General features: G+C 65.1%; 22 protein-coding genes. 3 read left to right on the forward strand and 19 right to left on the reverse strand.

Going from position 1 to position 25572, the window contains the following annotated elements:
- The first annotated feature begins 31 nt into the window (after window positions 1-31).
- Entirely contained in the window at window positions 32-211 is a 180-nt protein-coding gene (locus ABE456_RS10435; RefSeq protein WP_346643823.1) for a hypothetical protein, read from the forward strand.
- 33 nt (window positions 212-244) lie between these two features.
- Here the strand turns inward: ABE456_RS10435 and ABE456_RS10440 are convergent, their stop codons facing one another.
- From ABE456_RS10440 to ABE456_RS10485, 10 genes are all read right to left on the reverse strand, one after another.
- Window positions 245-838, reverse strand: a complete 594-nt coding sequence (locus tag ABE456_RS10440; protein ID WP_346643824.1) for a glutathione S-transferase — start codon at window positions 836-838, stop codon at window positions 245-247.
- Window positions 835-4479 (reverse strand): AAA family ATPase, encoded by a 3645-nt coding sequence (locus ABE456_RS10445; RefSeq protein ID WP_346643825.1) that lies wholly within the window; start codon window positions 4477-4479, stop codon window positions 835-837. The genes ABE456_RS10440 and ABE456_RS10445 overlap by 4 nt, the downstream gene beginning before the upstream one ends.
- Window positions 4476-5714, reverse strand: coding sequence for an exonuclease SbcCD subunit D C-terminal domain-containing protein (locus ABE456_RS10450; protein WP_346643826.1), 1239 nt, complete (start codon window positions 5712-5714; stop codon window positions 4476-4478). Before ABE456_RS10450 ends, ABE456_RS10445 begins: the two co-directional genes overlap by 4 nt.
- Window positions 5715-5883: 169 nt before the next feature.
- A complete protein-coding gene (locus ABE456_RS10455) occupies window positions 5884-6150 on the reverse strand; it encodes a hypothetical protein (RefSeq protein WP_346643827.1) in 267 nt (88 codons plus the stop codon).
- Between the two features lie 605 nt (window positions 6151-6755).
- The gene (locus ABE456_RS10460) at window positions 6756-8387 is read right to left on the reverse strand and encodes a BatD family protein (RefSeq protein ID WP_346643828.1); all 1632 of its coding nucleotides are present in this window, start codon (window positions 8385-8387) and stop codon (window positions 6756-6758) included.
- Entirely contained in the window at window positions 8384-10102 is a 1719-nt protein-coding gene (locus ABE456_RS10465; protein ID WP_346643829.1) for a tetratricopeptide repeat protein, read from the reverse strand. Before ABE456_RS10465 ends, ABE456_RS10460 begins: the two co-directional genes overlap by 4 nt.
- Window positions 10099-11175, reverse strand: coding sequence for a VWA domain-containing protein (locus ABE456_RS10470; RefSeq protein ID WP_346643830.1), 1077 nt, complete (start codon window positions 11173-11175; stop codon window positions 10099-10101). The genes ABE456_RS10465 and ABE456_RS10470 overlap by 4 nt, the downstream gene beginning before the upstream one ends.
- Window positions 11168-11662, reverse strand: a complete 495-nt coding sequence (locus ABE456_RS10475) for a DUF4381 domain-containing protein (protein ID WP_346643831.1) — start codon at window positions 11660-11662, stop codon at window positions 11168-11170. The genes ABE456_RS10470 and ABE456_RS10475 overlap by 8 nt, the downstream gene beginning before the upstream one ends.
- Window positions 11659-12603, reverse strand: coding sequence for a DUF58 domain-containing protein (locus tag ABE456_RS10480; RefSeq protein WP_346643832.1), 945 nt, complete (start codon window positions 12601-12603; stop codon window positions 11659-11661). Before ABE456_RS10480 ends, ABE456_RS10475 begins: the two co-directional genes overlap by 4 nt.
- Window positions 12604-12607: 4 nt before the next feature.
- Window positions 12608-13567 carry a MoxR family ATPase gene (locus ABE456_RS10485; RefSeq protein WP_016714824.1) on the reverse strand — a complete coding sequence of 320 codons (960 nt, stop codon included), beginning with the start codon at window positions 13565-13567 and terminating at the stop codon, window positions 12608-12610.
- 229 nt (window positions 13568-13796) lie between these two features.
- On the opposite strand from ABE456_RS10485, the gene ABE456_RS10490 reads away from it, so the two are divergent.
- A complete protein-coding gene (locus tag ABE456_RS10490; protein WP_346643833.1) occupies window positions 13797-15107 on the forward strand; it encodes a DUF2235 domain-containing protein in 1311 nt (436 codons plus the stop codon).
- 174 nt (window positions 15108-15281) lie between these two features.
- Here ABE456_RS10490 and ABE456_RS10495 read toward each other — a convergent pair whose 3' ends face one another.
- The 5 genes from ABE456_RS10495 to ABE456_RS10515 form a co-directional block, all read right to left on the reverse strand.
- The gene (locus tag ABE456_RS10495) at window positions 15282-16010 is read right to left on the reverse strand and encodes a type 1 glutamine amidotransferase (RefSeq protein WP_346643834.1); all 729 of its coding nucleotides are present in this window, start codon (window positions 16008-16010) and stop codon (window positions 15282-15284) included.
- Window positions 16011-16082: 72 nt separating this feature from the next.
- The gene (locus ABE456_RS10500) at window positions 16083-16976 is read right to left on the reverse strand and encodes a dihydrodipicolinate synthase family protein (RefSeq protein WP_346643835.1); all 894 of its coding nucleotides are present in this window, start codon (window positions 16974-16976) and stop codon (window positions 16083-16085) included.
- A 44-nt stretch (window positions 16977-17020) separates the two neighbouring features.
- The gene (locus ABE456_RS10505) at window positions 17021-17803 is read right to left on the reverse strand and encodes an aldolase (protein WP_346643836.1); all 783 of its coding nucleotides are present in this window, start codon (window positions 17801-17803) and stop codon (window positions 17021-17023) included.
- A gap of 226 nt (window positions 17804-18029) precedes the next feature.
- The gene (locus ABE456_RS10510) at window positions 18030-18890 is read right to left on the reverse strand and encodes a CAP domain-containing protein (RefSeq protein WP_346643837.1); all 861 of its coding nucleotides are present in this window, start codon (window positions 18888-18890) and stop codon (window positions 18030-18032) included.
- Between the two features lie 409 nt (window positions 18891-19299).
- Window positions 19300-20205, reverse strand: coding sequence for a LysR family transcriptional regulator (locus ABE456_RS10515; RefSeq protein WP_346643838.1), 906 nt, complete (start codon window positions 20203-20205; stop codon window positions 19300-19302).
- A 214-nt stretch (window positions 20206-20419) separates the two neighbouring features.
- Between ABE456_RS10515 and ABE456_RS10520 the strand changes: the two genes are divergently transcribed.
- Window positions 20420-21106 carry a hydrolase gene (locus ABE456_RS10520; RefSeq protein ID WP_346643839.1) on the forward strand — a complete coding sequence of 229 codons (687 nt, stop codon included), beginning with the start codon at window positions 20420-20422 and terminating at the stop codon, window positions 21104-21106.
- A 122-nt stretch (window positions 21107-21228) separates the two neighbouring features.
- Here the strand turns inward: ABE456_RS10520 and hutH are convergent, their stop codons facing one another.
- From hutH to ABE456_RS10540, 4 genes are all read right to left on the reverse strand, one after another.
- A complete protein-coding gene (gene hutH, locus ABE456_RS10525; protein WP_346643840.1) occupies window positions 21229-22752 on the reverse strand; it encodes a histidine ammonia-lyase in 1524 nt (507 codons plus the stop codon).
- Window positions 22753-22764: 12 nt separating this feature from the next.
- The gene (locus ABE456_RS10530; RefSeq protein WP_346643841.1) at window positions 22765-23598 is read right to left on the reverse strand and encodes a glycine betaine/L-proline ABC transporter ATP-binding protein; all 834 of its coding nucleotides are present in this window, start codon (window positions 23596-23598) and stop codon (window positions 22765-22767) included.
- On the reverse strand, window positions 23595-24446 hold the full coding sequence (locus tag ABE456_RS10535; RefSeq protein WP_346643842.1) for a proline/glycine betaine ABC transporter permease: 852 nt from the start codon (window positions 24444-24446) through the stop codon (window positions 23595-23597). The genes ABE456_RS10530 and ABE456_RS10535 overlap by 4 nt, the downstream gene beginning before the upstream one ends.
- Before the next feature lie 75 nt (window positions 24447-24521).
- Window positions 24522-25490 (reverse strand): ABC transporter substrate-binding protein, encoded by a 969-nt coding sequence (locus tag ABE456_RS10540; protein WP_346643843.1) that lies wholly within the window; start codon window positions 25488-25490, stop codon window positions 24522-24524.
- Window positions 25491-25572 lie beyond the last annotated feature (82 nt).

The raw sequence follows: 25572 nt of genomic DNA on the forward strand, positions 1-25572 counted from the left end.
CGTCAAACCACCGCCGTCGAGGTCAGCCCAGATGAACTTCAATCTCTTCCCGGTCATTGCCGCTTCCGCCATTTCTGCTTCGGTCGTACTGCCGGCACACGCCCATGCCGACACCAGCGGCAAGGCGTCCGCTACCCACAGTTATACCGAGCAGTACCTGCGCCAGAGTGCCCATTTTCATGCGGCATTGAGTGGCAAGCACCACTCGTGAAGCTGACTCGCTCCTACAAGGGATCGTGTGAACCTATTTGGCCATGACTGACCTGAACAGCTCCGAAGCCAGCCACCCCTCCAGCCAGCTCCGCACGCGCGGATAAGCCGCCTCGGCGAACCACTGCGGTTCGACCCCGGCAAACTGGCGCATCAGGGGCAACAACGCGGCATCGGCAATGCTCGGGTGGTCGGCCAGCAAGTAGGGCCGGCTAGCCAGCAGGCCTTCGAGCTCCGCCAGCCAGGCCTCGGCCTGCTGGCGGTAATGCTCGCGGGAATGCTCCGGGTAGCGCTCGGCGTACTTGTACAGGTTCACCTGCGCCTTGAACGTGCTGTCGTTGCGCACGATCAGGGCTTCAGCCTGCTGCGCCGCCGCAGGGTCGGCCTGTAGCTGCCAGTCCTGCGGGTCGTTTTGCGCCAGCGCCCAGCGCATGATGTCCAGGCTCTCCTCCAGCACACCGGCACCGGTATCCAGCACCGGCACCGTACCTTTCGGCGACAAGGCCAGCAGTTCTGCCGGCTTGTTCTTCATCGCCACCTCGCAAATTTCCACCGCGCAGCCGGCATAGCGCAGGGCCAGGCGCGCGCGCATGGCCCAGGGGCAGCGGCGGAACGAGTAGAGGATCACCCGCACACCTCCACATCGCTCAGGCCATTACCCTGGCGGCGCACCTGGATCTGCACCGGGATGCGCTCGTGCATTTCCTGCACGTGGGAAATCACTGCCACCTTGCGGCCTTGCGCCTGCAAGCCGTCGAGGGCGTCCATGGCCAGTTGCAGCGACTCGGGGTCGAGGCTGCCGAAGCCTTCGTCGATGAACAGCGACTCGATGCGCAGCGTGCTGGAAGCCATCGAGGCCAGCCCGAGGGCCAGGGCCAGCGACACCAGGAAGGTTTCCCCGCCTGACAGCGAGTGCACCGAACGCAGTTCGTCGCCCATCTCGGTGTCCAGCACCAGCAGGCCGAGGGCGCTGCCGCCACGCTTCAGGCGATAACGGCGGGCCAGTTGGCGCAGCTGAGCGTTGGCGTGGTGCAGCAGCAGGTCGAGGTTGTAGCCCTGGGCGATCTTGCGGAACACATCGCCCGAGGCCGAGCCGATCAGGGTATTCAGGCGGGCCCAGCGTTGCCACTGCTGGTGGGCCTGTTCGATTTCTGCCGCCAACGCCTGGTGGGCCTGCTGGCGGCGCTGGTCGTCGGCCTGCTGTGCGCGCAATTCGGCGCATTGCTGCTCATGGCCGGCCAGGCGTTCACGCAGCTCGGCCAAGGCTTGCTCCAGGGCTTCAGCCGACGTGTCCACGGTCATTTGCGCGGCGTGTCGTTGCAGGCGCTGTTCACGTTCCTGCAGCAATACGCGGCCTTGCTCGATGGCTTTTTCGGCGCCTTGCAGGCGTTGGCGCAGTTCGTTTACTTGCGCGTCGTCCATGGCCAGCAGGCGATCCAGGCCGGCATCGTCCAGTTCCGGGTGTTCGCTGCGCCACTGGGCGATATGGCCTTGCAATTGCTGGCACTCGGCGTCCAGCGCCTGCTGCTGCTGGGCGTTGGCCTTGAGTTCGCTGGCCAGTTGCACGCCTTGGGTACGCAACTCCTGCAGGCGCTGGGCGGTGTCGGCGTCGAGGGCACGGGCGTGTTGCAGTGCGGTGTCCATATGCTGCTGCCAGGCTTCGGCGCTGGCGTGCTCGCCAAGCAGTTCGCCAAGCGAGGCCTGGGCCTGCTGGCGCTGCTCATCAAGGGCAGCGAGTTTCTGCTGCAACTGCTGCAGGCCTTGCACACGCGCCTGCTGCTGGTCGCGCAGCTTGTCTAGCTGGGTTTGCCGGGCAAGCTGTTCTTCCTGTTCGTCCTTGCGCTGCTCCAGTTGCTGCAGGCGCTGGGCAATCTGCTGGTCGAGGGCAAGGAAGGCATTGGCCGGGTCGTCATTCAGGGCCTTGAGCGCTTCCTCGGGCAATACGCCGGCCAGGTCGTTCAAGCCTTGCTGTAACTGCTGCTCGTCGTTGGCCAGCGCCTGGTGCTGGTGCTCCAGGTGGCGCTGCGCCTGCTGCTGGGCGTCGTGGGCAGCCTGCAGTTGCTGGTTGAGGCGGGCGGCGTCTTTCTGCAGGGCGAGCAGGGCGCTCAGGCGTTTCTCGTCCTGGTTGATCTCTTCTTCCAGGCGCCGCAGCTGGCTGTCGAGCCAGGTGCTGCGGGCCTTGTCGTCTTGCGGGGCGAGAGCGGGCCAGAGGCTGTGCGCCTGGACTTCGGCCACCAGTGGTTGCAGCTGCTCACCCAGTTGCTGCTGTTGCTGCTGGTAGTCCTTGAGCTGGGCGTTGACCACACCCAGCTGAGTACGCAGGTCCACCAGCTTGCCATTGAGGGTTTCGACCTGCTTCTGCGCGGCGTCTTCTTCGGCCTGGTCATGGCGACCCAGGCTTTGCAGCAGCGCTTCGGGCTGATGGAACGGGTGTTCGGCGCTGCCGCATACCGGGCAAGGTTCGCCGTTGCGCAGCTGGCCACGCAGTTCCTCGACGCTGGTGTTACGGGCCAGGCGCTGGCGTTCCAGCAACTGGCGGGTGAGGTTGAGCGCCTGTTCGGCGGCCTCCAGCTCGGCCTTGGCGGCGGTGCCTTCGCTGATCAGTTGCTGGCGTTGCTGCATGGCCTGCTGTTGCCGCTCACGCAAGGCATCCAGCTGCTGGCGCAGCTCCAGCTCACGGCCATGCAGGCGCGCAAGCACTTCGACGGTGCGTTGCTGCTTGCGGTTGTCCTGCAGCATGCCACCGAGCAGGTCGATCTGCTCGGCCAGGGCCTGGGGCTCGGCCTTGGCCTCGCGGAACAGCATGTCGTAGGCGTCGCGCTCGGCCTGCAGGTGCGCATTGGCCTGGCTGGCCTGGGCCTGCAGGCTGGGCAGTTCTTCACGGCCCTTGGCCAGCCGGCCACCGATCAGCATCACCTGCTTCAGTTGCGGCAAGTAGGCGTGCCAGGCATCGGCCAGGCCGGCCAGGTGCTGGCTGTCGGCGAGCGCGGTGTCGATCTGTGCCAGTTGCTGCAGGCTGCGCTGTTGGTTGTCCTCCAGCTGCTGCAGCTGCTGCTGGCCGTCGGCGACTTGCTGCTGCGCCTGTTGGCTGCTGCTGTGCTGGGCGGCCAGCTCCTGGTCGAGGCGTGCCAGGTTGTCCTGGGCGGCAAAGGCCTGGCGCAGGCGTGGGGCGTTTTCGCCGTGCTGGGCCTGGCTATCGGCCAGTGCTTGGCGTGCCGCGTTCAGCGCCTGTTCGTGCTCGGCGGTACGTACCTGCAGTTCGGTTTGCAGCTGCTGTTGCTCAGCGATCTTCGCTGCCACTGGCGCCAGTTGCGCGGCCAGTGTCTGCTGGCGGTGGAACTGGTGGCGCTGTGGGGCCAGGCGCTCCAGGCGCACCAGGTCCAGGCGCGGCTCGGCCAGTTGCTGCCAGTCGTGTTCGGCGGCCTGCAGCGCGGCGCTGGCTTCGGCGTGCTGGGCCTGCAGCTGACGCTGCTCGCTCAGCCAGTTGCGCTGCTGTTCCAACTGGCGCTCGCCGGCCTGGTCGGCCTTGAACTGCTGCTGTGCCTGTTCCAGGTGCTGGTCAAGCTCGGCGCGCGCTTCGGCAACCATTGGCAGCAGGTGGCTGGCGCGGTCTTTCAGGGCGTTGTGCGCCTCGCCGGCTTCGCGCGCCTTGCTGAAGGCGCGCTGGCCCAGGCGGGTGTAGATGGCGGTGTTGGTGAGCTTTTCCAGCAGCTCGCTGCGCTCTTTGTCGTCGGCCTTGAGAAACGCGCCAAACTCGCTCTGGGCCAGCATCACCGCCCGGGTGAACTGCTCGAAGTTCAGCCCCAGGCGGGCTTCGACCAGTTGCTTGTATTCGTTCTTGCCACTGCCCAGCACCTGCTCGCTGTCCAGGTCGTAGAAGCTCTGGCGGCTAAGTTGCAGCTTGCCGTTGGCCTTGTCGCGAGCGCGGTTGGCTTCCCAGCGGGCGCGGTAGCGGCGGCCATCGATGCCGACGAAATCGACTTCGGCAAAGCCACTGCCGGTGCCACGGCGCAGCAGGTTGCGCGGGTCAGAGGTGGGGATTTCGCCGTCGGCGTCCGGCACCTTGGCCTCGCGGCCGATGTCATTGAGCCGTGGTACGGTGCCGAACAACGCCAGGCACAGGGCGTCGAGCAGGGTGCTCTTGCCGGCACCGGTAGGCCCGGTGATGGCGAACAGGCCGGCGCTGGCCAGCGGTTCGGCGGTGAAGTCGATGTCGATTGGGCCGGCCAGCGATGCCAGGTTCTTCAGGCGGATGGCGAGAATCTTCATGGCTGTTCCTCTTCCTGCTGCACGTCCTGCAACAGCAGGGCAAAGTCGGCCAGCGCCTGCTCGTCGGCGGGGTTGCCGTAGGCCTGCTCCCAGGCACGGCTGAACAGGTCTTGCGGGGTCATCTGGGCCAGTTCGACAAAGGCCAGGTCATCGTCTTCGGCGTTGTTGCGGCCGGCGTACTCGGCGCTGATGCGGATCAGCCGTACGGCCTTGCCTTCCAGTGCTGTTTCGATCTGCTGGCGCAGATCGGGTTGCGGTTCGTCGAGTATCACCCGCACTTCCAGCCAGGGCTGGCGGTTGGGGTCCTCGAGCAGGTCGATAACCGGCAAGTCGGCCAGTTGCTGCAGCAGCTCGCCCAGCGGCGCCGGGCCCACCCGTTGCAAGGCCACGGCGCGTGGTACCGGGCGCGGCTCGACACTGACCAGGCCGTTGCCGTCCAGCTCCACTTCCAGCACCTGGTGCGGGTAGTTGATTTCGGCGAACGACAGCGGGATCGGCGAGCCGCTGTAGCGGATGCGTTCTTCGCGGTTGACCTTCTGCGGCTTGTGCAGGTGGCCCAAGGCGACGTAGCTGATGGATTTGTCGAACAGCTTGGCCGGCAGCGCCTCGGCGTTGCCGATGATCAGGCTGCGCTCGGAGTCCTCCGACACTGCGCCCCCAGCCATGTGCGCATGGCTGATGGCGATCAGCGCCTGGTCTTTCTTGCGTTTTTTTTGCGCGGCGGCGATCAGTTGCTGGTGCACCTGGGTGATGCCTTGCAGATAGTCGTCGCCCAATTGCGGGCCGGTGACCTCGGCTGGGCGCAGGAAGGGCAGGGCCAGGCACCAGGCAGCGACCTTGCCACGGCCGTTGGTCAGCGGGATCAGCAGGCGCTCGGCATCCAGCTGGCCCTCGTCCAACCAGTGCACCCGGCCCAGGGCATGGGTGCGCAGGCGGCGCATGAGCGCGGCGGGCAGCTCGATGCGCGAGCCGGAGTCGTGGTTGCCGGCGATCATCACGATGTCCAGCTTGGGCTGTTGCTCGTGGGCCTGGACGATGAAGTCGTAGAGGCGCTCCTGGGCTTTGACCGGTGGGTTGACCGTGTCGAAGATATCGCCGGCGATCAATAGCGCATCCGGCTGGCGCAGGCGCAGCTGGCCGAGCAGCCAGTCGAGGAAGCAGGCGTGTTCGAAATCGCGTTCCTGGCCGTGCAGGCTTTGGCCCAGGTGCCAGTCGGAGGTATGAAACAGACGCATGGATGACCTGTTGGTGTCGAGTCGAGCAAGCGAGGGCTTGGCTTTGGGGGATGGGCGTTGCGCGGGTCGTATGGTAACCCAAGCATGGGGCCGCTGTGCGGCCCAATCGCCGGCAAGCCAGCTCCCACAAGGGCCGTGCATGCCTTGAGCCTTGTGCGGTGGCTCAACCTCAGTGCCAGGTGATATCCCCGGTCTGCCGGTGCAGCAGCAACTCGGCCAAGGCTTTGGTCATCTGCACATGATGCACCGCATTGACCAGCATGTTAATGCCAGGCTCGCCGGCGTTGGCACAGATGTATTCGTCCAGCGAGTCTTCGATGCCGGCCATCAGCTGGAGGGTGTGGATCAGGGCGTCAACCGAGGGTGTGTCCTGGTTGATGGTGTAGAAGGGGCGGGCTGTCAGTATTGCGGGTGGATCGGGGACGATCTTCTTCATGGCGTATTCCTCTGAAACAGAAGGGAGCTGCCACCTGAATCTTTCTCACGGATCGAGGGTGGCAGCCGTACGCGGGGTGAGAAACCGAGGAGAAATACGCAAAGACTCGGCCAGGCCAAGGCCTGCCCACGTACGGCCACCATAGAGGTGCTGCGTAAAATCTCTGTCGGGTTCTCACACCCGGTCACCGGAGCGACTCGGAAACGTTATCCGTGAGGTGTTTCCCCGACAACAGCGATAGTTCGGCAGCGCGCGTAGGATAATTCCTAAGCGAGTTGATCCTGAAGCATTTGGTTGCAGGTTCAGAAATGTCTTACGGCGGTGCGTGGTGGTGGCTGGCACCGGCTGCGCTGGTGTTCGCGGGCGCGCCTGCACAGGTACAGCGCGATGCTCAAGGTATGTGTTGTACCTGTGGGAGCGGCCTTGTGTCGCGAAAGGGGTGCGAAGCGCCCCCAGGATCTTCGCATCGATGCAAAAATGCCGGGGCCGCTGTGCGGCCCTTTCGCGACGCAAGGCCGCTCCCACAGGATCTGTGCTGCCCTTGAACTTTGTGCAATTTCTGTGGGAGCGGGATTACCCGCGAAGAGGCCTGCCCAGGCAGCACATCACTTGGGATAGAGCGGTGGCAAGCTGCCATTCTCCCCAGCCGGCAACAACACTTGCTCTGCCGGCGGAATGGTGCCGATCGCGCGCCACAAATCCTCACCCTGCCAATACTGGCCACTCTCGCTGTACAACGCCCCGTTCAACCCATCCAGCGCATCGGACAGTGGCACGAAGCGTGCCGCCATCTCGGCCAGGGTCTCCGGCTGCTGCCGGGCCCATGCATCCAGCGCTTGGCGGGTGGCCTGTGGGTCGTTGGCCTGGCACGCGCGCTTGAGGTCGTCCAGCAGGGTGCGCGGGCTCGGCCCGGTCTGCGCAGCGCGCAGTATTGCCGGTTGCGAGCGGGCGCGCCACCATAGGGTGAAGCCCAGTAGGGTGGTGAGGGCCAGCACCAGGGTGGCCAGCTGCCAGGGCCACAGCAAGGTGCTGGCACTGCTGTTGTCACTCACCGGGGTATCGGCGCTCAGCGCCGGGTTGTCCTGCACATTCAGTGTGCGCGCTGGCAGGCTGCTGTGCTCCAGGTGGTCTTCGCGGGTGTTCCACCAGGCCACTTCCAGTGCCGGCAAGGCCAGCGTGCCATTGTGGGTCGGCACCAGCGCTTCGCGCTCTTCGCGGTTGGCGGTCATGCCGCGGTCGCTGATTTCGTTGCGCAGCAGCGGCTGGTCGGGGTAGCGGCGCAGGCCGATGATTTCGGTGGCCGGCAGCGGCGGCAGCTGGGTGCTGGACAAGCCTTCGGCGCGCAGGGTGATGTTGCGCGTCAGCGAGTCGCCAATCTGCACCTGCTGGCTAGTGGGGTCGGGGTTCCAGTGCTCTTCCAGGGTCAGGCTGCGGGCTGGCAGCCACGGCACGCCAGCGGGCCAGGCGGCCGGAATAGGGCGCACGGTAAGCCGCAATGGCAGCGAGCTGACCTGCACCTGGTGGCCAGCGCGGGCCGTGCCGTTGGCTTGCGGGGCTTCGTCGCTGCTGGCAGCGGCGGTGGCGGTGAAGGTCAGCGGCGGGATGTCGAGGCTGCCGCTTTGCTGGGCATACAGCGCATAGCGGGTTTCGATCACGCCGTGGCGCACGCCATTGATTTCCTTTTCATAGGTGCGCGATTCGCCCAGCGGCTCGACCTTGGCGTTCTCCAGTTGCAGTGGGCTGAGGCTGCTGTCGTCGTACAGCGCCACCGAGTGGTAGATGCGCAGGGTCAGCACGGCCTGGGCCTGCACGTACACGTCGGTGCTGTCGAGGGTTGCCTCGATGAACACTTGAGAGGTGTCCTGGTGGCTGGCATCGGCCTGCAGCACTTGCAGCTCGATGGCCTGGCTGTGCGACTGGCCCAGCTGCAGCTCGGGAATGCGCAGGCTGCCGCTGCGCCGTGGCAACAGGGTAATGATCCAGCGGGTGCTGGCGCGGGTTTCACCGTCGAGGGTATGCAGGCTGTTCAGCTGACGTGTGCCGCGCACTTCGAAGTCGCCTTCCAGGGCCCGCAGGTCGGGTTTGCCGAACTGGGTGACGTCCTGGCTTTCCAGGGTCAGCTCCAGGCTTTCGCCAGCTTCCAGGCGGGTACGGTCAACGCTGGCCCGCAGCAGCGGATCGGCCTGGGCCAGCACGGCCCACAGCAGGGTGAGGAGAAAGACGCCGAAGCGACTCATCGTGGGGTTTCCTGATGCAATTGCTGTTCATACCAGAATTTGCGCCGCAGCAGCTCCGCCGGGTTGTCGGGGATCTCCCGCAGCCATTGTTCCAGGGCCTGGCGTTGTTCGGCATCGAGGTTGGTCGACACCGGGCGCTGCGGCGGCTGGATCACGCTGTCATCGGCACCCGCCTGGTTGCCGGGCGCGGCCTGGTTATTGTTGCTGCCTTCGCCGGGTTGTTCGGCGCTGGCTTGTTCTTCGTTGCCGGGGGGGCCTTGCGCAGGGCTGCTGGCCGAGCTGCTGTTGCCTTCGGTTTCGCTGCCGGGCGTGCCTTGGGCATCGCTGTTGGCCGGTTGCTCCTCGGCCTTGGCCTCGCGCTGTTGCAACATCTGTTGCACCAGCGCCTGGTTGTCCAGCGCTGGTTGCAGGTCGGGCTGGCGCTCCAGGGCTTGCTCGTAGGCGTCCAGGGCAGCCTCCAGTTCGCCGCTGCGGGCCAGGGCATTGCCTCGATTGTAGTGGGCTGCCGCGGAGTCGCCTTGGGAAAAGGCCTCGGCGGCACCAGCATAGTCACCGGCCTGGTACAGGGCCATGCCGCGCCATTGTGGGTCCTGGAAGTGGCGCGCAGCACTGGCCGGGCGGTTTTGTTCCAGCAGACGTTGGCCTTGCTGGTCGGGGCGCAGCCACAGGTCGTTGAACTCGAAGGCCTGGCTGGGCTGTGGCAGGGCCAGCAGCAGCGGCAGGCAGAACAGCCAACCACGGCGGCCGGCGCAGGCGGCCAGCAGCAATAGCGGGATTAGCAGCCAGTAACCCTGGTCGGCCCAGCTGTCCAGTTGCAGGGTCTGGCCGTCATTGCGCCCGACGCGTGGGTTGTCGAACAAGCCCAGGCCGCGCAGGTCGAGGTCGTCGATGCGGGCATGGCGGTAGCGCCCGCCGGTGCCGCTGATAAAACCTTTGAGGCTGGCGCTGTCCAGGCGCGGCAGGAGGATGCCGCCCTGATCGTCCTTGAGGTATTCGCCATTGGCCTGGCGCACCGGCGCGCCTTCGCGGCTGCCAATGCCCAGCATCAGCAGGCTTGGGCCTTGGCGGCCAAGGGCCTGGGCGATGCCTTGGCGCTCCGGGGCGCTGAGCGAAGAGCCGATCAGCAGCAGGCGGCCTTGGCCGAGGCCGCTCTGGGCCAGCAACGCCAGGCCTTTTTGCACGGCCAGGTCGGCGCGTTGGCCAGGCTTGGGCATGATCGACGGGTCGATTGCTTCCAGCAGGTTGCGGGTGGTGGCCAGGTCATCGGACAGCGGCACCAGGGTGTGTGCGGAACCTGCGTAGACCACCAGCGCGGTCTGGCTGTCGCGGCGGTGTTCGAGCAGGTCGAGGATTTTGCGCCGCGCCTGTTCCAGGCGATTGGGCGGGCTGTCCTCGGCAAGCATCTGCGGGGTCAGTTCAAGCAGGATCACCAGCGGGTCGGCCGGGCGCTGGCGGCTTTCTTCCACGCGCTGCCAGCTAGGCCCGAGCAGGGCCAGGATCACCAGCGCCCAGGCCAGGCCCAGCGCCACCCACGGCAGCTTGCTGGTGCTGCCGCTGCCACCGCCGAGCAGTACGCCATGGAACGCTGGCGGCAGAATCATCTGCCAGCGCCCGGCGCGCTTGCGCCGGTGCCACAGCTTGTAAAGCAGCCAGCCGAGCAGCGGCACGAGCAGCAGCCAGAGCGGGCGCAACCATTGTGGCCATAGGTCGATCATCGCCGCCTCCTCAGGCGCAGGCGCTTCAGGCGCTGGCGCCATTCCGGGTGCGGCTGCAGGAAGCGCGGTTTGCGCAGCATGCGTTGCAGCTGGTTGTCGGGCCATTGCACGGCCACAACCGCCAGCACGCTGAGCAGCAGCGCCAGGGCCAGGGGCCAGGCGTACAGGGCTTTGGCCGTACGTGCCTGGGTCGGTTGCTGGGCCACCGGCTCCAACTGGTCGAGGGTGTCGCCGATGGCGTCCAGTTCGGCGCCGTGATGGGCGCGGAAGTAGGCACCGTGGCTGATGTCGGCAATTTCCTTGAGCGAGGCTTCGTCCAGGTCCAGGCTCGGGTTGAGGCCGAGCAGGCCGGGGGTGCCACTGGCGTCGGGGTTGGCGCCGATGCCGATGGTGTAAATGCGCACGCCTTCCTGGGCAGCCAGGCGGGCGGCGGTCAGCGGGTGGATCTGCCCGCCGTTGTTGGCGCCGTCGGTAATCAGCACCAGCACCCGGCTTTGCGCCGGGCGCTGGCGCAGGCGCTTGACCGCCAGGCCAATGGCGTCACCGATGGCGGTGTTTTTGCCGGCGATGCCGATTTGCGCTTCGTCGAGGAAGGTGCGCACGGTGCGCCGGTCGAAGGTGAGCGGCGCCTGCAGGTAGGCCTGGCTGCCGAACAGGATCAGGCCGACGCGGTCGCCTTCGCGGTCTTGCAGAAAGTCGCCGAGCAGCGCCTTGACCAGGTCGAGGCGGCTGATGTCTTCGTTCTTCCATTGCATGTCGGGGAAGTCCATCGACCCGGACACGTCCACCGCCACCAGCAGGTCACGGCCGCTGGCAGCGACCGGTACCGGCTCGCCCAGCCATTGCGGGCGGGCGGCGGCGCACAGCAGCAACAGCCAGATGACCACGAATGGCGCCTGCTGGCGCCAGGTTGGCAGGTTGAGCCGCGCGCGGCGCCCGGCCAGGCTTTCCAGCTCGTTAAGGAAGCCTACCTTGAGCACCGGCTCGCCGCTGTCGGCGGCAGGCAGTACCAGCCGCGCCAGCCACGGCAACGGCAACAGGGCGAAGACCCACGGCCAGGCCAGTTCAAACATGCTTGCGGATCCAGGTTTCGACAGCTTGGCTGAGCCCGGCAATGGCTTTGTCGTCGAGCTTGCATTCGGGTTTGTAGGCACCTTCGACCAGCACCATCCAGCGGGTCAGGCCGGCGGCCGGGCAGCGGTTGTCGAGAAACGCCAGCCATTGGCGGCCGTTGAGGGTGTGGCTGTTGGCGCCGGGGTAGTGGCTGCGGCACAGGCGCTTGAGCAGGGCGTTGATCTGTTGCAGCCAGGCACCGGCTGGGGCGCCGTCGTACGGGCGTGGCAGGCGGGCCAGTTCGGCCAGGGCCTCCGCGCGCACTGGGTCGAGTGGTTGTTCGGCACGTACGATGCGGCGTTTGCCCGGGCGCCAGCGGCGTAGCCGCCACAGGCCCCAGCCCAGCAGCGGCAGCATGGCCAGCAGCACCCACCAGCCGGGTGCCGGCGGCCACAGGCCGATCGGCGCCGGGTCGATCAGCGGGTGCAGTTGGTCGAGCGGGTTCATGACGCGCTCCGTGGCCGCTGGGCGTTCAGGTACTCGCGCAGTTGCTCGATCATTTCGCTTTGTGTGCTCAGTGGCATCAGGACCACGCGCATTTTTTGCGCCATCAGCTCCCAGCGCTCGATGCGTGCTTCGGCCTGCTGGCGGTAGGCCAGGCGCAGGTTGGCGTCGAGGGTGTCGAGCTCCAGCTGGGCGCTGCGCTGGGCAAAGCGCAGCAGGCCGGCGGCAGGCAGGGCATGGTCGAGTGGGTCGGACACCGGCAGCAGCAGCACGTCGCAATGGCGCGAGAGCATGGCCAGGTGCTGTTCAACCTGGGCGTTAAGCGAGCGTTCGTCGCAGATCACGATGGCCAGGCTGCCGGGGCGCAGCACTTCGCGGGCCCGGCGCAGGGCCATGCCGAGGCTGTCGGCCTGCGGCACGGCCTCGGTATGCAGCCCCTGGTTGACCTTGGCCAGGCGGTTGAGCAGTTGCAGCAGGCTTTGCTTGCTGCGCCGGGGTTTGATTTCGTGGTGCTCGTTGTCGCCGAACACCAGCCCGCCGATGCGGTCGTTGTGGCCCAGCGCAGCCCAGCCGAATAGCGCCGCAGCCTGGGCTGCCAGCACCGACTTGAACATCAGCCCCGAGCCGAAGAACAGCCGCTGGCTTTGCTCGACGAGGATGAAGATGGGGCGTTCGCGCTCTTCGTGGAACAGCTTGGTGTGCGGCTCCTGGGTGCGCGCGGTGACCCGCCAGTCGATGTTGCGCACATCGTCGCCGGCCTGGTACACGCGCACCTGGTCGAAGTCCACACCACGCCCGCGCAACTTGGAGTGGTGCAGGCCCACCAGCGGGCTGCGCTGGCCGGGCTTGGAAAACAGCTGAATTTCGCGCACGCGGTGGCGCATGTCGATCAGCTCGGCGAGGCCGATGCGGATGCCGGGTTCGGCCAGCTGCGCGGTGGGCATAGGGTCAGGCAACGGCGACAACGTCGAGGATGCGCTGGACCACTCGGTCCTGGTCGATCCCCGCCGCCTCGGCCTCGAACGAGAGGATGATGCGGTGGCGCAGCACGTCGAACAGCACCGCCTGGATGTCTTCGGGGCTGACGAAGTCGCGCCCGGCCAGCCAGGCGTGGGCGCGCGCGCAACGGTCCAGCGAAATGGAGCCGCGCGGGCTGGCGCCGTAGGCGATCCAGTCGGCCAGCTCGGCATCGAACTTGGCTGGGGTACGGGTGGCCATTACCAGTTGCACCAGGTATTCCTCCACCGCATCGGCCATGTACAGGCCGAGGATTTCCTTGCGTGCGGCGAAGATGGCCTGCTGGCTGACCCGGCGCTCGGGCTTGGTCTCGCCGCCCAGCGCTTCACCACGGGCCTGCGCCAGGATACGCCGCTCTACCGCAGCGTCGGGGAAGCCGATTTTAACGTGCATCAGGAAGCGGTCGAGTTGGGCTTCGGGCAGCGGGTAAGTGCCCTCTTGCTCGATCGGGTTCTGCGTGGCCATGACCAGGAACAACGGCGACAGGTCGTAGGTGCTGCGGCCCACGCTGACCTGGCGCTCGGCCATGGCTTCGAGCAGTGCCGACTGGACCTTGGCCGGGGCACGGTTGATTTCGTCGGCCAGCACCAGGTTGTGGAAAATAGGCCCTTGCTGGAACACGAAGCTGCCGGTTTCCGGGCGGTAGATTTCGGTGCCGGTGATGTCGGCCGGGAGCAGGTCGGGCGTGAACTGAATACGATGGAACTGCGCCTCGATACCTTCGGCGAGTTCTTTGATGGCCTTGGTCTTGGCCAGGCCCGGGGCACCTTCGACCAGCATGTGGCCGTCGGCCAGCAGCACGATCAACAGCCGTTCGACCAGTTTCTCCTGGCCTAGGATCTGGGAAGAAAGAAAGGTGCGCAGCGCGATCAGCGCTTCACGGTGTTCCATCGGCGACGGTTCCTGGTATGGGGCCGCGGGCGGGCTGAACGCAGCTGCCCTGGCAAGGGGTGATACTTTAATCCATCCGGGGGGGTGGCGACCAATGGCGGCCGGTAAATTTATCCGGGCCGAGGGGCGTGCGTTTACAGAAATGTCCTGCACATGGCTGGCCATTGGCTGATGTTGCGTGACGGCGTCCTGGCGCCTGCTTGTGCTTTTTGCACAAGCAGGATGCACGATGATGAAACTGAACAGCCGCAGTATTGAACCTTCTACCCCAGTCACCTTGCGTTTTGGCGTGTTTTTCGATGGCACAGGCAACAACCAGAGCAATGCCATGCCGATGCAGGCGGGTGGAGGCAAGGGCGCCAGTTATGGCAATGCCCTGAGCAATGTGGCCCTGCTGCACGCGCTGTATGCGGCGGATGGGGCCGACACCGACGGGCCAATGGTTTATCTGAAGTTGTACGTTGAAGGCGTGGGTACTTTGGCGGGCGAGGCGGATGACATGTACGCCTCGGCCACCGGGCGTGGGCGCACCGGGGCTGAGGCGCGGGTTGCCGAGGCGTTGGCAAGCATTGCCGAGCAATTGCGGGGTTGGCGCCAGGCCCATCCGCTGGCAGCGCTTGAGCGGGTCGAGTTCGACGTGTTCGGTTTTAGTCGCGGCGCGGCTGCGGCTCGGCATTTGGCGAACCTGTTGCACGAGGGGGCCGACAAACAGTTACCTGTGGCCTGCGACGTTGCGATCAACTTCATCGGCCTGTTCGACACGGTGGCGGCGATCATCGCGCCGTTGCAGGGTGACCTCGACCCTGCCGACGACCGCCATGGCGGCCTGCGCCTGGGCCTGGGCGCGGGTATTGCCCGGCAGGTGGTGCAACTGGTGGCAGGGGACGAACAGCGGCACAACTTCCCGCTGGTGCGCAGCGGGCACGATATCGAGCTGCCAGGCGTACATTCGAACATTGGCGGTGGTTACCCGCAAAGCACGCAGGAGCAGGTGCTGCTGTGCAAGCCGCAGTCACAGCGTGTGCCGTTGGCCATGCGCGCCGAGCAAACCCGCGTGTATGCGGCGGTCAGTGCCTTGCTGGCCTCGGCATTTGGCGAATTGGGTGCGCCCAGGCCATGGGTGCAGACCTGGGAGGCGCCGATTGCCGGTGGCCGACCGGGCGAGGCACAAAAGCAGGTGTATGCAGCGGTGTACCGCGAGCGGGAAGTGGCGGGGCAGCTTTCCCGGGTGTACCTGAGCGTGATGCGTGAGCTGGCGGTAAAGGCTGGCGTACCGTTTGCGCCGCTGGGTGAGCAGGCTGAGCATCGGTTGCCGGATGAATTGCTGGAAATCAGCCGCAAGCTGCATGCGTTTGCCCTGGGGGAGTGTGAGCAGCCTGGGTTGACCGAGGCTGAGCAGCGTTTGTTGCGTGACAGGTACGTGCATGCGTCGGCGAACTGGAATGCATTGAAGGGGTTGCGCAACAGTGTGCTGGATGTGTTGTTCGTCAATCGGCCGAGTGCCGGTGGGCGGGTGGTGCATGTGAACCCGGTTGCTTGATCAGCCTGTTCCGGCCTCATCGCCGGCAAGCCAGCGCCCACAGGGATAGCGTGTGGCTTAAGATCAATGCGATCGAGGTAGGCGCAACTGTCTTGCATCAATCTTCTGAGCTGCGTGGGCCCTGTAGGATCGGCCTTGTGTCGCGAAAGGGCTGCAGAGCAGCCCCGGCAAAGTTCAAACGCCGTTGGCAGCCTTGTACGCTTCGACCAGCTTGTCGAGGAACACGAACAGTTGCTGGTTCATCTCCTCCCAGTCGTTGGCGCGCAGCGCGGCGGGTTGCTGCACGAAGCGGCGCTCGGTGAGGGTGGCCAGTTCAACTTCGGATGCAGCGATCAGCAGTTCGACCACTTCGGCGGTGAATTCCATGTGGCACTGGAAGCCATACACCAGCGTGCCGTACTCGACAATCTGGCGCGGGCAGCCTTCGCTGGTGGCAAGGACTTTGGCGTCGCTTGTCAGGCCCGGCATGTCGTTGTGCCAATGGCCGACCGGCAGCACGTCGCCAAAGTGGGCGACTTTGTCATTGGCTTTGCCTGCGGCCGTCAGGCGGATGGGGAATTTGCCGATTTCCTTTTCCGGGCTGTGGCCAAACCGGGCGCCCAGTGCCTCGCCAATGAGCTGGGAGCCCAGGCAGACACCGACCACCGCCTTGCCGGCAGTGATGGCTTGCCGGATCAGCCGGCATTCGGCGGCAGCATCGAAGTGTGGGCATTGCGCGACGGTGGTGGCCGGGTCTTGCGGCCCACCGAGTACGACCAGCAGGTCGAAGTGGCTGGCATCCGCAGGCAGGGCCTGGTTGGCGTAGACACGGGAGTAACTGGCGCCATGCCCGCGGGCTTTGACCCAGGTCTCATAGGCGCCGGGCGCTTCGAACGATTCATGGACGATGAAGTGGACTTTCATGGTGAGTCTCTACGGTGATGGGGCAGCAGGCACTGCCCGGCAGCGAGGGGCTGCCGGGCAGGCATCAATGGGTCAGTCAGCCGCGCCCAGCGCGTCCAGCAGGCCCTTCAGGTAGGCGCTGCCTTGCGCATCCAGCGGCTGCAGGGGCAGGCGTGGGGCGCCGACTTCCTGACCGAGCATGTTCAAGCCGGCCTTGATGGTGGTGGGCAGGCCACGGCGGGTGATGTACTCGAGCAGTTCGAACTGGCGGTAGAACAGCGCGCGGGCTTCGCCCAGGTCGCCCTGCTGCACCGCGTCCCACAGCGCCAGGTTCAGCGCCGGGACCAGGTTGGGCGCGGCGGTGCACCAGCCGCTGGCGCCGGCCACAAGGGCCTCCAGGGTGAGCGGGTTGCAACCGTTGTAGAAGGCCACCTGGCCATTGCTGGCCTTGAACAGGCGGTGCATGCGCTGGATGTCGCCAGTGCTTTCCTTGACCATGGTCACATTGGGCACTTCGCCGAGGATGCGCAGGATCAGCTCCACCGACAGGTCGGTGCCGCTGGTGCCCGGGTTGTTGTAGAGCATGATCGGGATGTCGATGGCCGCGCCCACTGCCTTGTAGTGGGCGACCACTTCGGCTTCGGTGAGCTTCCAGTAGGAGATGGGCAGCACCATCACCGCCGTGGCGCCGCAGGCCTGCGCCAGGCGGGCGCGCTGCACGGTGCGGGCGGTGGTCAGGTCGGAGACGCTGACCACGCTGGGCACGCGGCCGGCAATGCGTGCCAGGCTGAAGCGCACCACCGTTTCCCATTCGCTGTCGGACAGGTAGGCCCCTTCGCCGGTGCTGCCCAGCGGTGCGATGGCGTGTACGCCGCCTGCGATCAGGCGGTCGATGGACGTGCCCAGGGCATCCAGGTCAAGCGTGCCGTCTGCCGTGAAGGGAGTGATGGTGTAGCCGATAACGCCGCGAATTACAGGTGTAGACATGACCAGGCACCTCTGCCGTTGTTAAGGAAAGAGTACAGCTTCAATCAGCCCAGGCAGTCGCCATGGGCACGCAAGGCACGGCGCGCGTAGTAGCTGAACGCGGCACCATGGCGTTTGGGGGTGGAGATCCAGTCGTGGGCTTCCTTGCCCAGGGCCTCGGGGATGGGGCGGATGTCACCGGCACCCATGGCCAGCAACTGCATCTTTGCCGCGCGCTCGAACAGCAGGGCGAGCACGCAGGCTTCCTCGATCGAGCGGCCGGCGATCAGCAGGCCGTGGTGCGAAAGCAGGATCGCGCGCTTGTCGCCGATCGCTGTCGCGATGATTTCACCTTCTTCGTTGCCCACCGGTACGCCGGGCCATTCCTTGAGGAACGCGCAGTCGTCGAACAGCGGGCACAGGTCCATGTGCGAGATGGCCAGTGGCACTTCCAGCATCGACAGGGCGGCGCTGTGCAGCGGGTGGGTGTGGATGATGCAGTTGACGTCGGGGCGCGCGCGGTACAGCCAGCTGTGGAAGCGGTTGGCCGGGTTGGCCATGCCGCGGCCTTGCAGCACGGTGAGGTCTTCGTCGACCACCAGCAGGTTGGAGGCGGCGATTTCGTCGAAGCCCAGGCCGAGTTGCTGCGTGTAGTAGGTGCTGGGTTCTTGTGCCCGTGCGGTGATCTGCCCGGCCAGGCCGGAGTCGTGGCCGCCGTCGAACAGGATGCGGCAGGTGAGGGCGAGTTTTTGTCGTGGGGTGTAGGTGTTGTCGGCCAGCGCGGTCAGCATCTGCTGTTGGGCGAGTTTGACGAGCTGGTCCTTGGGGGTCTGCATGGTGGTCGTCATGGGCGGTACCTGCATGGGGAAGGGCTATAGATTGCTGATCGGCGCGGGGCACCGTCAGGACACAGGAGGGATATTAATGACACAAAGTGTCATATGCAAGCGATGTGTCATCACCCGCGCCAGTCATCAGGACTGCGCGGTGGGTGCAGGTGCGGCGGGGTGGTTCGGGGGGCAGGCAAAGCTCGGCAGGTCAGCCCTGGTCATAGGGCTGGCCTGCCGAGCCCTTTCAAGGCGCGCCGAACAGCATCGTCCAGTACACGCCGTTGTCGCTACGCGAGTTCTCGGCAAAGGCCGCACCCACCTGCGTAAACATCGGGTTCATCAGGTTGGCGCAATGCCCGGGGCTGGCCAGCCAGCCTGTCATCGCCTTGCTCGGTGAGCCTTGGCCGGCGGCAATGTTCTCGCCGATCTGCCGCCCACGGTAGCCGGCATCCCACGCCCGGTCTGCCGGCAGGTCACCGTCGAGGTCGCGGTGGGCGAAGAAGTTGTCGTTGGCCATCGCTCGGCTGTGGCGCTGCGCTGCTGTTCCCAGGGCGTTGCTCCAGGTCAACGGACGTGCCGCGGCGAAGCGCTGGCGGCCACAAAGGCGCGGCTTCGCCCGTGCAGCGTTGACCTGTGCCAGTAACGCTTTGCTTGCGGAGCGCCCATCGCCGAGCTGAGCATCGAGCAAGGGCCGCGCCAGCACCACCTGCCACTCGTTGCGGGCGCGACTGATGCCGATATCGGCATATTGGCTATCGAGCAAGGTTGTGCAGTAGTCGCTGCGCAGCATGTCAAAGGCCTCCTCGGCATCTTGTGCGCCGACCACGCGGATGGCGCGCACCTTCACCGCCTGGTAGCCGGCATCCTTCAACCGTTCCCGCAAACCACCGCCGTAGCCTACCGGCAACGCCAGTTTCGACTTCACCACCAGCGGCGTCGAGACCCGAATCATGCGCCGCTCGCAGCGCTGTGGCTGGGCGCGATAGTCGTTGATGGCCGCCACCAGTTGCCTTTCCCCGCTGGCATGGGCGGGGCTGACGAACAGCGGGAGCAAAGGAATGAGGCAGAGCGAGGCGAAGGGGGAGCGGCGGACTGCTTGGCGCATGGGCGAACGGCTCTGGTGGATGACGGCAGTGATGCCAATTGAGGGGATCGGCTAAGACTGCGTTCCTCGACACAAGGTTCACGAGCAGGGGGGACAAATTTATGGTTGGCGCAATGCGGCTGATCCAGGCTCAGCCCGGCATGTCAGGCCGGCAAAAAACGACCCAGAGCGGTCTGAATGGGATTCAACTGTGGGAGCAACTGTCTTGTGCTGCCTGTCCTGGCCTCATCGCCGGCAAGCCAGCTCCCACAGGTACTGCACATAACTTGAAATCGGTGCGGTCGAGGTGGGAGCGGGCGTGCCCGCGAACACGGGCGAAGCCCGTGCCATCCAACTAGCCCGCGCAGGCCAGGAGATTGATGCAAGACAGTTGCTCCCACACGACGTTAGTGGCCGGCAGGGCGAGCCGTTAGCTGATCCCGCTGTTGGCAAATTCGTCGCCAAGAAAGTCCAGTAGTGCCCGCACCGATGGAAGCAAGCCGCGACGGGACGCATAGACCGCATGGACAACCCCGGTACGGGGCGACCAGTCCGGCAGCAGGTTTACAAGCTTGCCGTCCTTCAGGTCGTCACATACCACCACGGCGGGCATGTGCACCGCGCCGGCACCTGCCAGCGCTGCCTGGCGCAGCGCGACAAGGTCGTCGGTGACCATTCGCGGCAGATAGCGCACTTGCGTGCTGGCGCCTTTGGGGCCGTCCAGTTGCCAGTGGTATTCGCGCTGCACCACGCCCCAGTGCAGCGTCGGCAGTGCTGCAATATCGGCGGGAGTCGGCCTTGCCGGCAGGCGCTCGCGCAATGTCGGCGCGCCCACCACATGCTGGCGGCTCTCGCCCAGTACCTTCATCACCAGGTCACTGCTTTCCAGCGGCGGGAAGCGCACCCGCAGAGCGATGTCGATGCCTTCCTGAATCAGGTCCACCTGGCGGTTGGTGCTCTGTACATGCAATTCCACCAGTGGGTACTGCACCATGAAGCGTGCCAGCATCGGGCCGACCCAGAAGTTCAGCAGCGCCGTGGGGCAGCTCAGGTTTACCACCCCGCGTGGCTCGGCGCGGTGCTGCTCGACGGCCTCGATGGCCGCCGCTGCTTCCACCAGCGTCGCCACGCAGTGCCGGTAGAACACCTGGCCGATCTCGGTCACCGAGAAGTGCCGCGTCGAACGCTGGATCAGCCGCACGCCCAGGCGCTCCTCCAGCGCGGCGATTCGCCGGCTCAGCTTCGACTTGGGCACGTCCAGGGCGCGGCCGGCCGGGTTGAAACCGCCGTGCTCCACCACTTGGGCGAAATAGTAGAGGTCGTTGAGATCGTCCATTTCAGTGTTCCTCTGGTAGAACACTGATAGTAATTTTTGCCAACTACCGAAGCAATTGTTCCATCCGTATCGTGACCTCCATGCCAGAGCGGACATTTCGGGCAGATAACCCGCTGATGTCACACCCCGGACCCAGGCGTTGCCTGGTCTGGATAAACGCCCGCGCAGGAAGCGCGGGTTTCCCGGCCCGGATGCCCTGTCAGGAGAAACCGACATGACCCACTTCTCGCAAATTGCCAATTTCAACGGCCAGCGCCCGGTGATCGACCCCGACGACACCGCCATGCTGCTCATCGACCACCAGAGCGGCCTGTTCCAGACGGTCAAGGACATGCCCATGACCGAACTGCGCAACAACGCCATCACCCTGGCCAGGATCGCCACCCTGGCGAAGATCCCGGTGATCACTACCGCCTCGGTGCCGCAGGGCCCCAACGGCCCGCTGATCCCCGAAATCCACGAGGCTGCGCCGCATGCGCAGTACGTGGCGCGCAAGGGTGAGATCAACGCCTGGGACAATCCCGAGTTTGTCGCCGCCGTGGAGGCCACCGGCAAGAAGACCCTGGTCATCGCCGGCACCATCACCAGCGTATGCATGGCCTTCCCGGCTATTGCCGCGGTCAATGCCGGCTACCGGGTGTTCGCGGTGATCGACGCCTCCGGCACCTACTCCAAGGCCGCCCAGGAAATCACCCTGGCCCGAGTCGTCCAGGCAGGCGTGGTGCCTATGGATACCGCCGCAGTCGCTTCGGAGATCCAGCGCACCTGGAACCGCCCGGACGCCGCAGAGTGGGCCGAGGCCTACAGCCTGATCTTCCCGCACTATCGCTTGCTGATCGAAAGCTACACCAAGGCCCAGCAGGTAGTGACGGAGCACGAGGTGCTCGATTCGCAACGTTGAGCAGGCGCGCCCGCGAAGAGTCCAACGCGATGCATGGCACCGGCTGCGCCGGTGTTCGCGGGCACGCCCGCGAAACAGGCACCGCGGTGGACGGCACGTGCTTCGCCAGGCGTCTACATCTGTCAGAGCAGCTCGGGGAACGCAGCGCCAAGCAGGCCGGGGTCCTTCAGGAGCGATGCACTGCTGGCGATATCCGGGGCCAGCCAACGGTCCTGGGCATAGGCCGGGACCCGTTCGCGCAGCAACCGCCAGGCAACGTTGGTACCTGCGCCAAAGCGCTGCTCCTTGAGGAACTCGAATGCCTGGGCCGCCAACAGGTATTCGATGGCGAGGATCTGCGTACAGTTCTCCAGGGCGCGGTGCAGCTTCAAGCCGGCATTGGTGCCCATGCTCAGGTGATCCTCCTGCAGGCCGGAGGTGACGTAGTTGTCGATGACTGCCGGTTGTGCCAGCTGACGGTTTTCCGCACACAGCGAAGCGGCCACGTACTGGACAATCATCATGCCCGAATTCACCCCCGGCTGGCTGACCAGGAAGGCCGGCAAGCCGCTGACCAACGGGTTGATCAGGCGATCCAGGCGACGCTCGGCAATCGCCCCGATCTCGGCTACCGCGATGGCCAGCAAGTCGGCCGCCATGGCCACGGACTGGCCGTGCGGATTGGCCTGGGAAACCACCCGATACGACTCGGGTGTACCCAGCAATATCGGGTTGTCGGTGGTGGAGTTGAGCTCGGTTTCGATCTGCCGCGCAGCGTGTGCCAACTGATCGCGCGCGGCGCCATGCACCTGCGGAATCGAGCGAATGCTCAAGGCGTCCTGGGTGCGAATGCCATGGCTGCTGGCAATGATTTCACTGCCGTCGAGCAGGCGACGCAAGTTGCTGCCCACTCGCTGCATGCCGGGGTGCGGCTTCATCGCGATGATTTCAGGGTCGAAGGCATCGAGTTGGCCACGCAAGGCCTCGAAGCTCATGGCGCCGATCACGTCCGCCCATTGGCTCAGGCGCGTGGCGTCATCCAGGGACAGGCAGCTCAGGCCGGTCATGCAAGGAGTACCGTTGACCAGGCACAAGCCGTCCTTGGCACCCAGCTTGACCGGTGCCAGGCCAACCTCGTCCAAGGCTTGCTGCGCCGGCATGATCTGGCCCCGATAGCTGACCTGGCCGACACCCAGCAAGCTGATGCTGATATGGGCCATGTGGGTCAGGTACCCCACGGACCCCTGTTTCGGGACTTGGGGCGTGATGTGCTGGTTGAGCAGGGTCAGCAGCGCCTCGACCACCTTGCGCTGCAGGCCGGAACGGCCCTGGCAGAAATTGATGATCGCCGCGCAGATGATCGCCCGGGTCTGTTCGTCCGACAGCGCGGTACCCACCCCACAGGCATGGCTGAGCAAGGTGTTGCGCGACAGCAGGCTGAGTTGTTCGTCCTGCAGCGAGACATTGCACAAGGCGCCAAGCCCGGTGTTGACGCCATAGGCGCGTTCACCACTGGCAACGATGCGCTGGACGATCGCCTGGGCGTTCTCGATCCGTGCCCAGGCCGATGGGGCCAGCTCAAGCTTCGCCCCATGCCGCGCCACGGCCACCACGTCCTGCCAGCGAACGGGCGTGTCGGCGATGATGATTTTTTCGGCAAACGACATACACGCGGTTCCTTAATGCGAAGCTACGCGGCGCTGCACGAAACGATCGACGTAGTCGTCCGCAGGCTGGTAGAGGATTTCCTTCGGCGTGCCGACCTGGATCAGGCGACCGTCCTTGAGAATGGCAATTCGGTTGCCGATGCGCACCGCTTCGTCCAGGTCGTGGGTGATGAAGACGATGGTCTTGTGCAGGGTCTTTTGCAGTTCCAGCAGCTGGTCCTGCATTTCGGCGCGAATCAGCGGGTCGAGCGCACTGAAGGCTTCGTCCATCAGGATGATGTCGGTGTCGGCAGCCAGGGCACGGGCCAGGCCGACGCGCTGGCGCATGCCGCCCGACAACTGGTGCGGGTACGATTTTTCGTAACCCTTGAGGCCCACGGTGGCGATCCAGTGCAGGGCACGCTCGGTGCAGGTGGCCTTGCTCTCGCCACGGACCTTCAGGCCATAGGCGACGTTGTCCAGCACAGTGCGGTGCGGCAACAGGCCGAAGCTCTGGAACACCATGCTGATCTTGTGCCGGCGGAATTCGCGCAGGGCGTCCATGTCGTACTGCAGGATGTCTTCGCCATCGACCAGGATCTCACCGCTGGTCGGGTCGATCAGGCGGTTGAAGTGACGCACCAGGGTCGACTTGCCCGAGCCCGACAGGCCCATGATCACGAAGATCTCGCCGCTGCCGATGGACAACGAGAGGTCGTTGACCCCGACCACGCAACCGGTTTCGGCCAGGACCTGATCCTTGGGTTTTTTCTGGCGGATCAGGTTCAGGGCATCCTCGGCGCGAGCCCCGAAAATCTTGTAGACGTTCTTGACTTCGATCTTGTTCATCATCTGCTTGGCGCTCATTTGCCCACCCCATGCCGTGGCCGGCCATAGGCCTGGGTAATGCGGTCGATCACAACCGCCAGAATCACAATGGCCAGGCCCGCTTCGAGGCCGCGGCCCACGTTCAGGGTCTGGATGCCGACCAGCACGTCTTCACCCAGGCCACGGGCACCGATCATCGAGGCGATGACCACCATCGACAGGGCCATCATGGTGGTCTGGTTGATACCGGCCATGATGCTCGGCAACGCCAGTGGCAGTTGCACGCCGAACAGTTGTTGCAGGCGATTGGCACCAAAGGCATTGATCGCCTCCATGACTTCGCCGTCCACTTGGCGAATGCCCAGGTCGGTCAGGCGAATCAGCGGCGGCGCGGCATAGATGACGGTGGCAAAGATCGCCGGCACCTTGCCCAGCCCGAACAGCATCAGGACCGGAATCAGGTACACGAAGCTGGGCATGGTCTGCATGATGTCGAGCAGCGGCATCAACACCGCCCGCAGACGATCGTTGCGCGCCGACAGGATGCCCAGCGGAATGCCAACCAGGACCGATATCAGCGTTGCCACCAGCATCAGTGCCAGGGTCTGCATCAGCTTGTCCCAGAGCCCTACCGCACCGACCAGGAAGAGCAAGCCGACGATCACCGCAGTGGGCACGATTTTACGGGTGGCGTGCCAGGCAATACCGCCGACGATGGCCAGCATCAGCCACCAGGGTGTTGCGCGCAGCAGGCCTTCGAGGTTGACGATGGCCCATAGCAGGGTGTCGGAAATGTGCCGAAACACGTCACCGTAGTTGGTGACCAGCGCATCTACCCAACCATTGACCCAGTCGGCAATGGAAAACGTGAAGTTCTTGGGAAACATGGGATTCTCTCGAGCAAGTGCATGAAGCGGACTGCTGTATGACGTGCCCGGCAGGCGCCGGACCCGCTCATACCCTCAGAGTGCCGCATCTACCTTTTTGGCTGCGTCTTCGCTGACCCAGCTGTGCCAGACTTCGGGGTGCTCCTTGAGGAACAACTTGGCCAGCTCCGGCGATTCAATACGCTCCTTGCTCATGCGCCCCAGGTTCTGGTTCAGCAGATCGATCGGCAGATTGACCTTTTCCAGCACCGCCACCAGCTCCGGCGCCTGCTCGTGGAAGGTCCTCGACACACCCACCTTGATGGTCACGGATTTATCCACGCCTGGCTTCTCGTCCAGCTTGACCAGGTCGGCCTGGCCCATCAGCGGGGTTGGCGACCAGTAGTAGAACAGGATCGGCTCGCCACGCTTGTAGCTCGACAGCACGGCGGCATCCAGCGCCGGGCCGGTGCCCGGGCGGAAGTTGGTGTAGGTGTTTTCCAGGCCGTAGCTCTTGAGCATTTCGCTGTTGTCCAGCTCGCAGGTCCAGCCGGCCGGGCAGTTGTAGAAGCGCCCCTTGTCCGGTTCTTCCGGGTCCTTGAATACCTGGGCGTATTGCCCAAGGTCGGCGATGCTCTTGAGGTTCGGTGCCTTGGCTTCGAGTTTGCGCTTGGCATCGCCTTCGATCACATAACGCGGCACATACCAGCCTTCGACCGCGCCAACGACCGGCGAGCCGACGCCAACCACCTTGCCGGCAGCCGCAGCCTTGTTCCAGACCTCGCTGCGCCCCACCCACTCTTCGGCAAACACCTGGATATCGTTGCTGCTCAGGGCGTTTTCCATGGAGATGGAATTGCCCGGCAGGCTATCTGTATCGCAGCCATAACCGTTTTTCAGCACGAACTGCATCACGTCAGTGAGCAGCATCCCGCTTTCCCAGTTCAAACCGGCGAATTTCACCGGTTTGCCAGACTCGCACCAGCCAGCCGCCTGGCTGGCGCCAGCGGATGCCAGCAGCCCGAAAGATAGTGTCGTGGTCAGCAGAGCCTTTGTAATTGTCATTGTGACGCTCCCAAACAAGAACATGGATTGCAGTATTCGAGGGCATCCGGCCCAAAGAGGGACGCCAGCCTGGCTGACGTGC

The sequence above is a fragment of the Pseudomonas sp. TWI929 genome (genome assembly GCF_039673335.1).
Classification (GTDB): domain Bacteria; phylum Pseudomonadota; class Gammaproteobacteria; order Pseudomonadales; family Pseudomonadaceae; genus Aquipseudomonas.

Excerpts from the sequence above, each read along its gene's own strand:
- ABE456_RS10535 (WP_346643842.1), bottom strand. The coding sequence starts at position 24,446 with ATGTTTCCCAAGAACTTCACGTTTTCCATTGCCGACTGGGTCAATGGT.
- ABE456_RS10540 (WP_346643843.1), bottom strand. The coding sequence starts at position 25,490 with ATGACAATTACAAAGGCTCTGCTGACCACGACACTATCTTTCGGGCTG.
- ABE456_RS10445 (WP_346643825.1), bottom strand. The coding sequence starts at position 4,479 with ATGAAGATTCTCGCCATCCGCCTGAAGAACCTGGCATCGCTGGCCGGC.
- ABE456_RS10480 (WP_346643832.1), bottom strand. The coding sequence starts at position 12,603 with ATGCCCACCGCGCAGCTGGCCGAACCCGGCATCCGCATCGGCCTCGCC.
- ABE456_RS10455 (WP_346643827.1), bottom strand. The coding sequence starts at position 6,150 with ATGAAGAAGATCGTCCCCGATCCACCCGCAATACTGACAGCCCGCCCC.
- ABE456_RS10505 (WP_346643836.1), bottom strand. The coding sequence starts at position 17,803 with ATGACGACCACCATGCAGACCCCCAAGGACCAGCTCGTCAAACTCGCC.
- ABE456_RS10460 (WP_346643828.1), bottom strand. The coding sequence starts at position 8,387 with ATGAGTCGCTTCGGCGTCTTTCTCCTCACCCTGCTGTGGGCCGTGCTG.
- ABE456_RS10520 (WP_346643839.1), top strand. The coding sequence starts at position 20,420 with ATGACCCACTTCTCGCAAATTGCCAATTTCAACGGCCAGCGCCCGGTG.
- ABE456_RS10465 (WP_346643829.1), bottom strand. The coding sequence starts at position 10,102 with ATGATCGACCTATGGCCACAATGGTTGCGCCCGCTCTGGCTGCTGCTC.
- ABE456_RS10475 (WP_346643831.1), bottom strand. The coding sequence starts at position 11,662 with ATGAACCCGCTCGACCAACTGCACCCGCTGATCGACCCGGCGCCGATC.
- ABE456_RS10500 (WP_346643835.1), bottom strand. The coding sequence starts at position 16,976 with ATGTCTACACCTGTAATTCGCGGCGTTATCGGCTACACCATCACTCCC.
- ABE456_RS10510 (WP_346643837.1), bottom strand. The coding sequence starts at position 18,890 with ATGCGCCAAGCAGTCCGCCGCTCCCCCTTCGCCTCGCTCTGCCTCATT.
- ABE456_RS10515 (WP_346643838.1), bottom strand. The coding sequence starts at position 20,205 with ATGGACGATCTCAACGACCTCTACTATTTCGCCCAAGTGGTGGAGCAC.
- ABE456_RS10435 (WP_346643823.1), top strand. The coding sequence starts at position 32 with ATGAACTTCAATCTCTTCCCGGTCATTGCCGCTTCCGCCATTTCTGCT.
- ABE456_RS10470 (WP_346643830.1), bottom strand. The coding sequence starts at position 11,175 with ATGTTTGAACTGGCCTGGCCGTGGGTCTTCGCCCTGTTGCCGTTGCCG.
- ABE456_RS10490 (WP_346643833.1), top strand. The coding sequence starts at position 13,797 with ATGATGAAACTGAACAGCCGCAGTATTGAACCTTCTACCCCAGTCACC.
- hutH (WP_346643840.1), bottom strand. The coding sequence starts at position 22,752 with ATGTCGTTTGCCGAAAAAATCATCATCGCCGACACGCCCGTTCGCTGG.
- ABE456_RS10485 (WP_016714824.1), bottom strand. The coding sequence starts at position 13,567 with ATGGAACACCGTGAAGCGCTGATCGCGCTGCGCACCTTTCTTTCTTCC.
- ABE456_RS10495 (WP_346643834.1), bottom strand. The coding sequence starts at position 16,010 with ATGAAAGTCCACTTCATCGTCCATGAATCGTTCGAAGCGCCCGGCGCC.
- ABE456_RS10450 (WP_346643826.1), bottom strand. The coding sequence starts at position 5,714 with ATGCGTCTGTTTCATACCTCCGACTGGCACCTGGGCCAAAGCCTGCAC.
- ABE456_RS10530 (WP_346643841.1), bottom strand. The coding sequence starts at position 23,598 with ATGAGCGCCAAGCAGATGATGAACAAGATCGAAGTCAAGAACGTCTAC.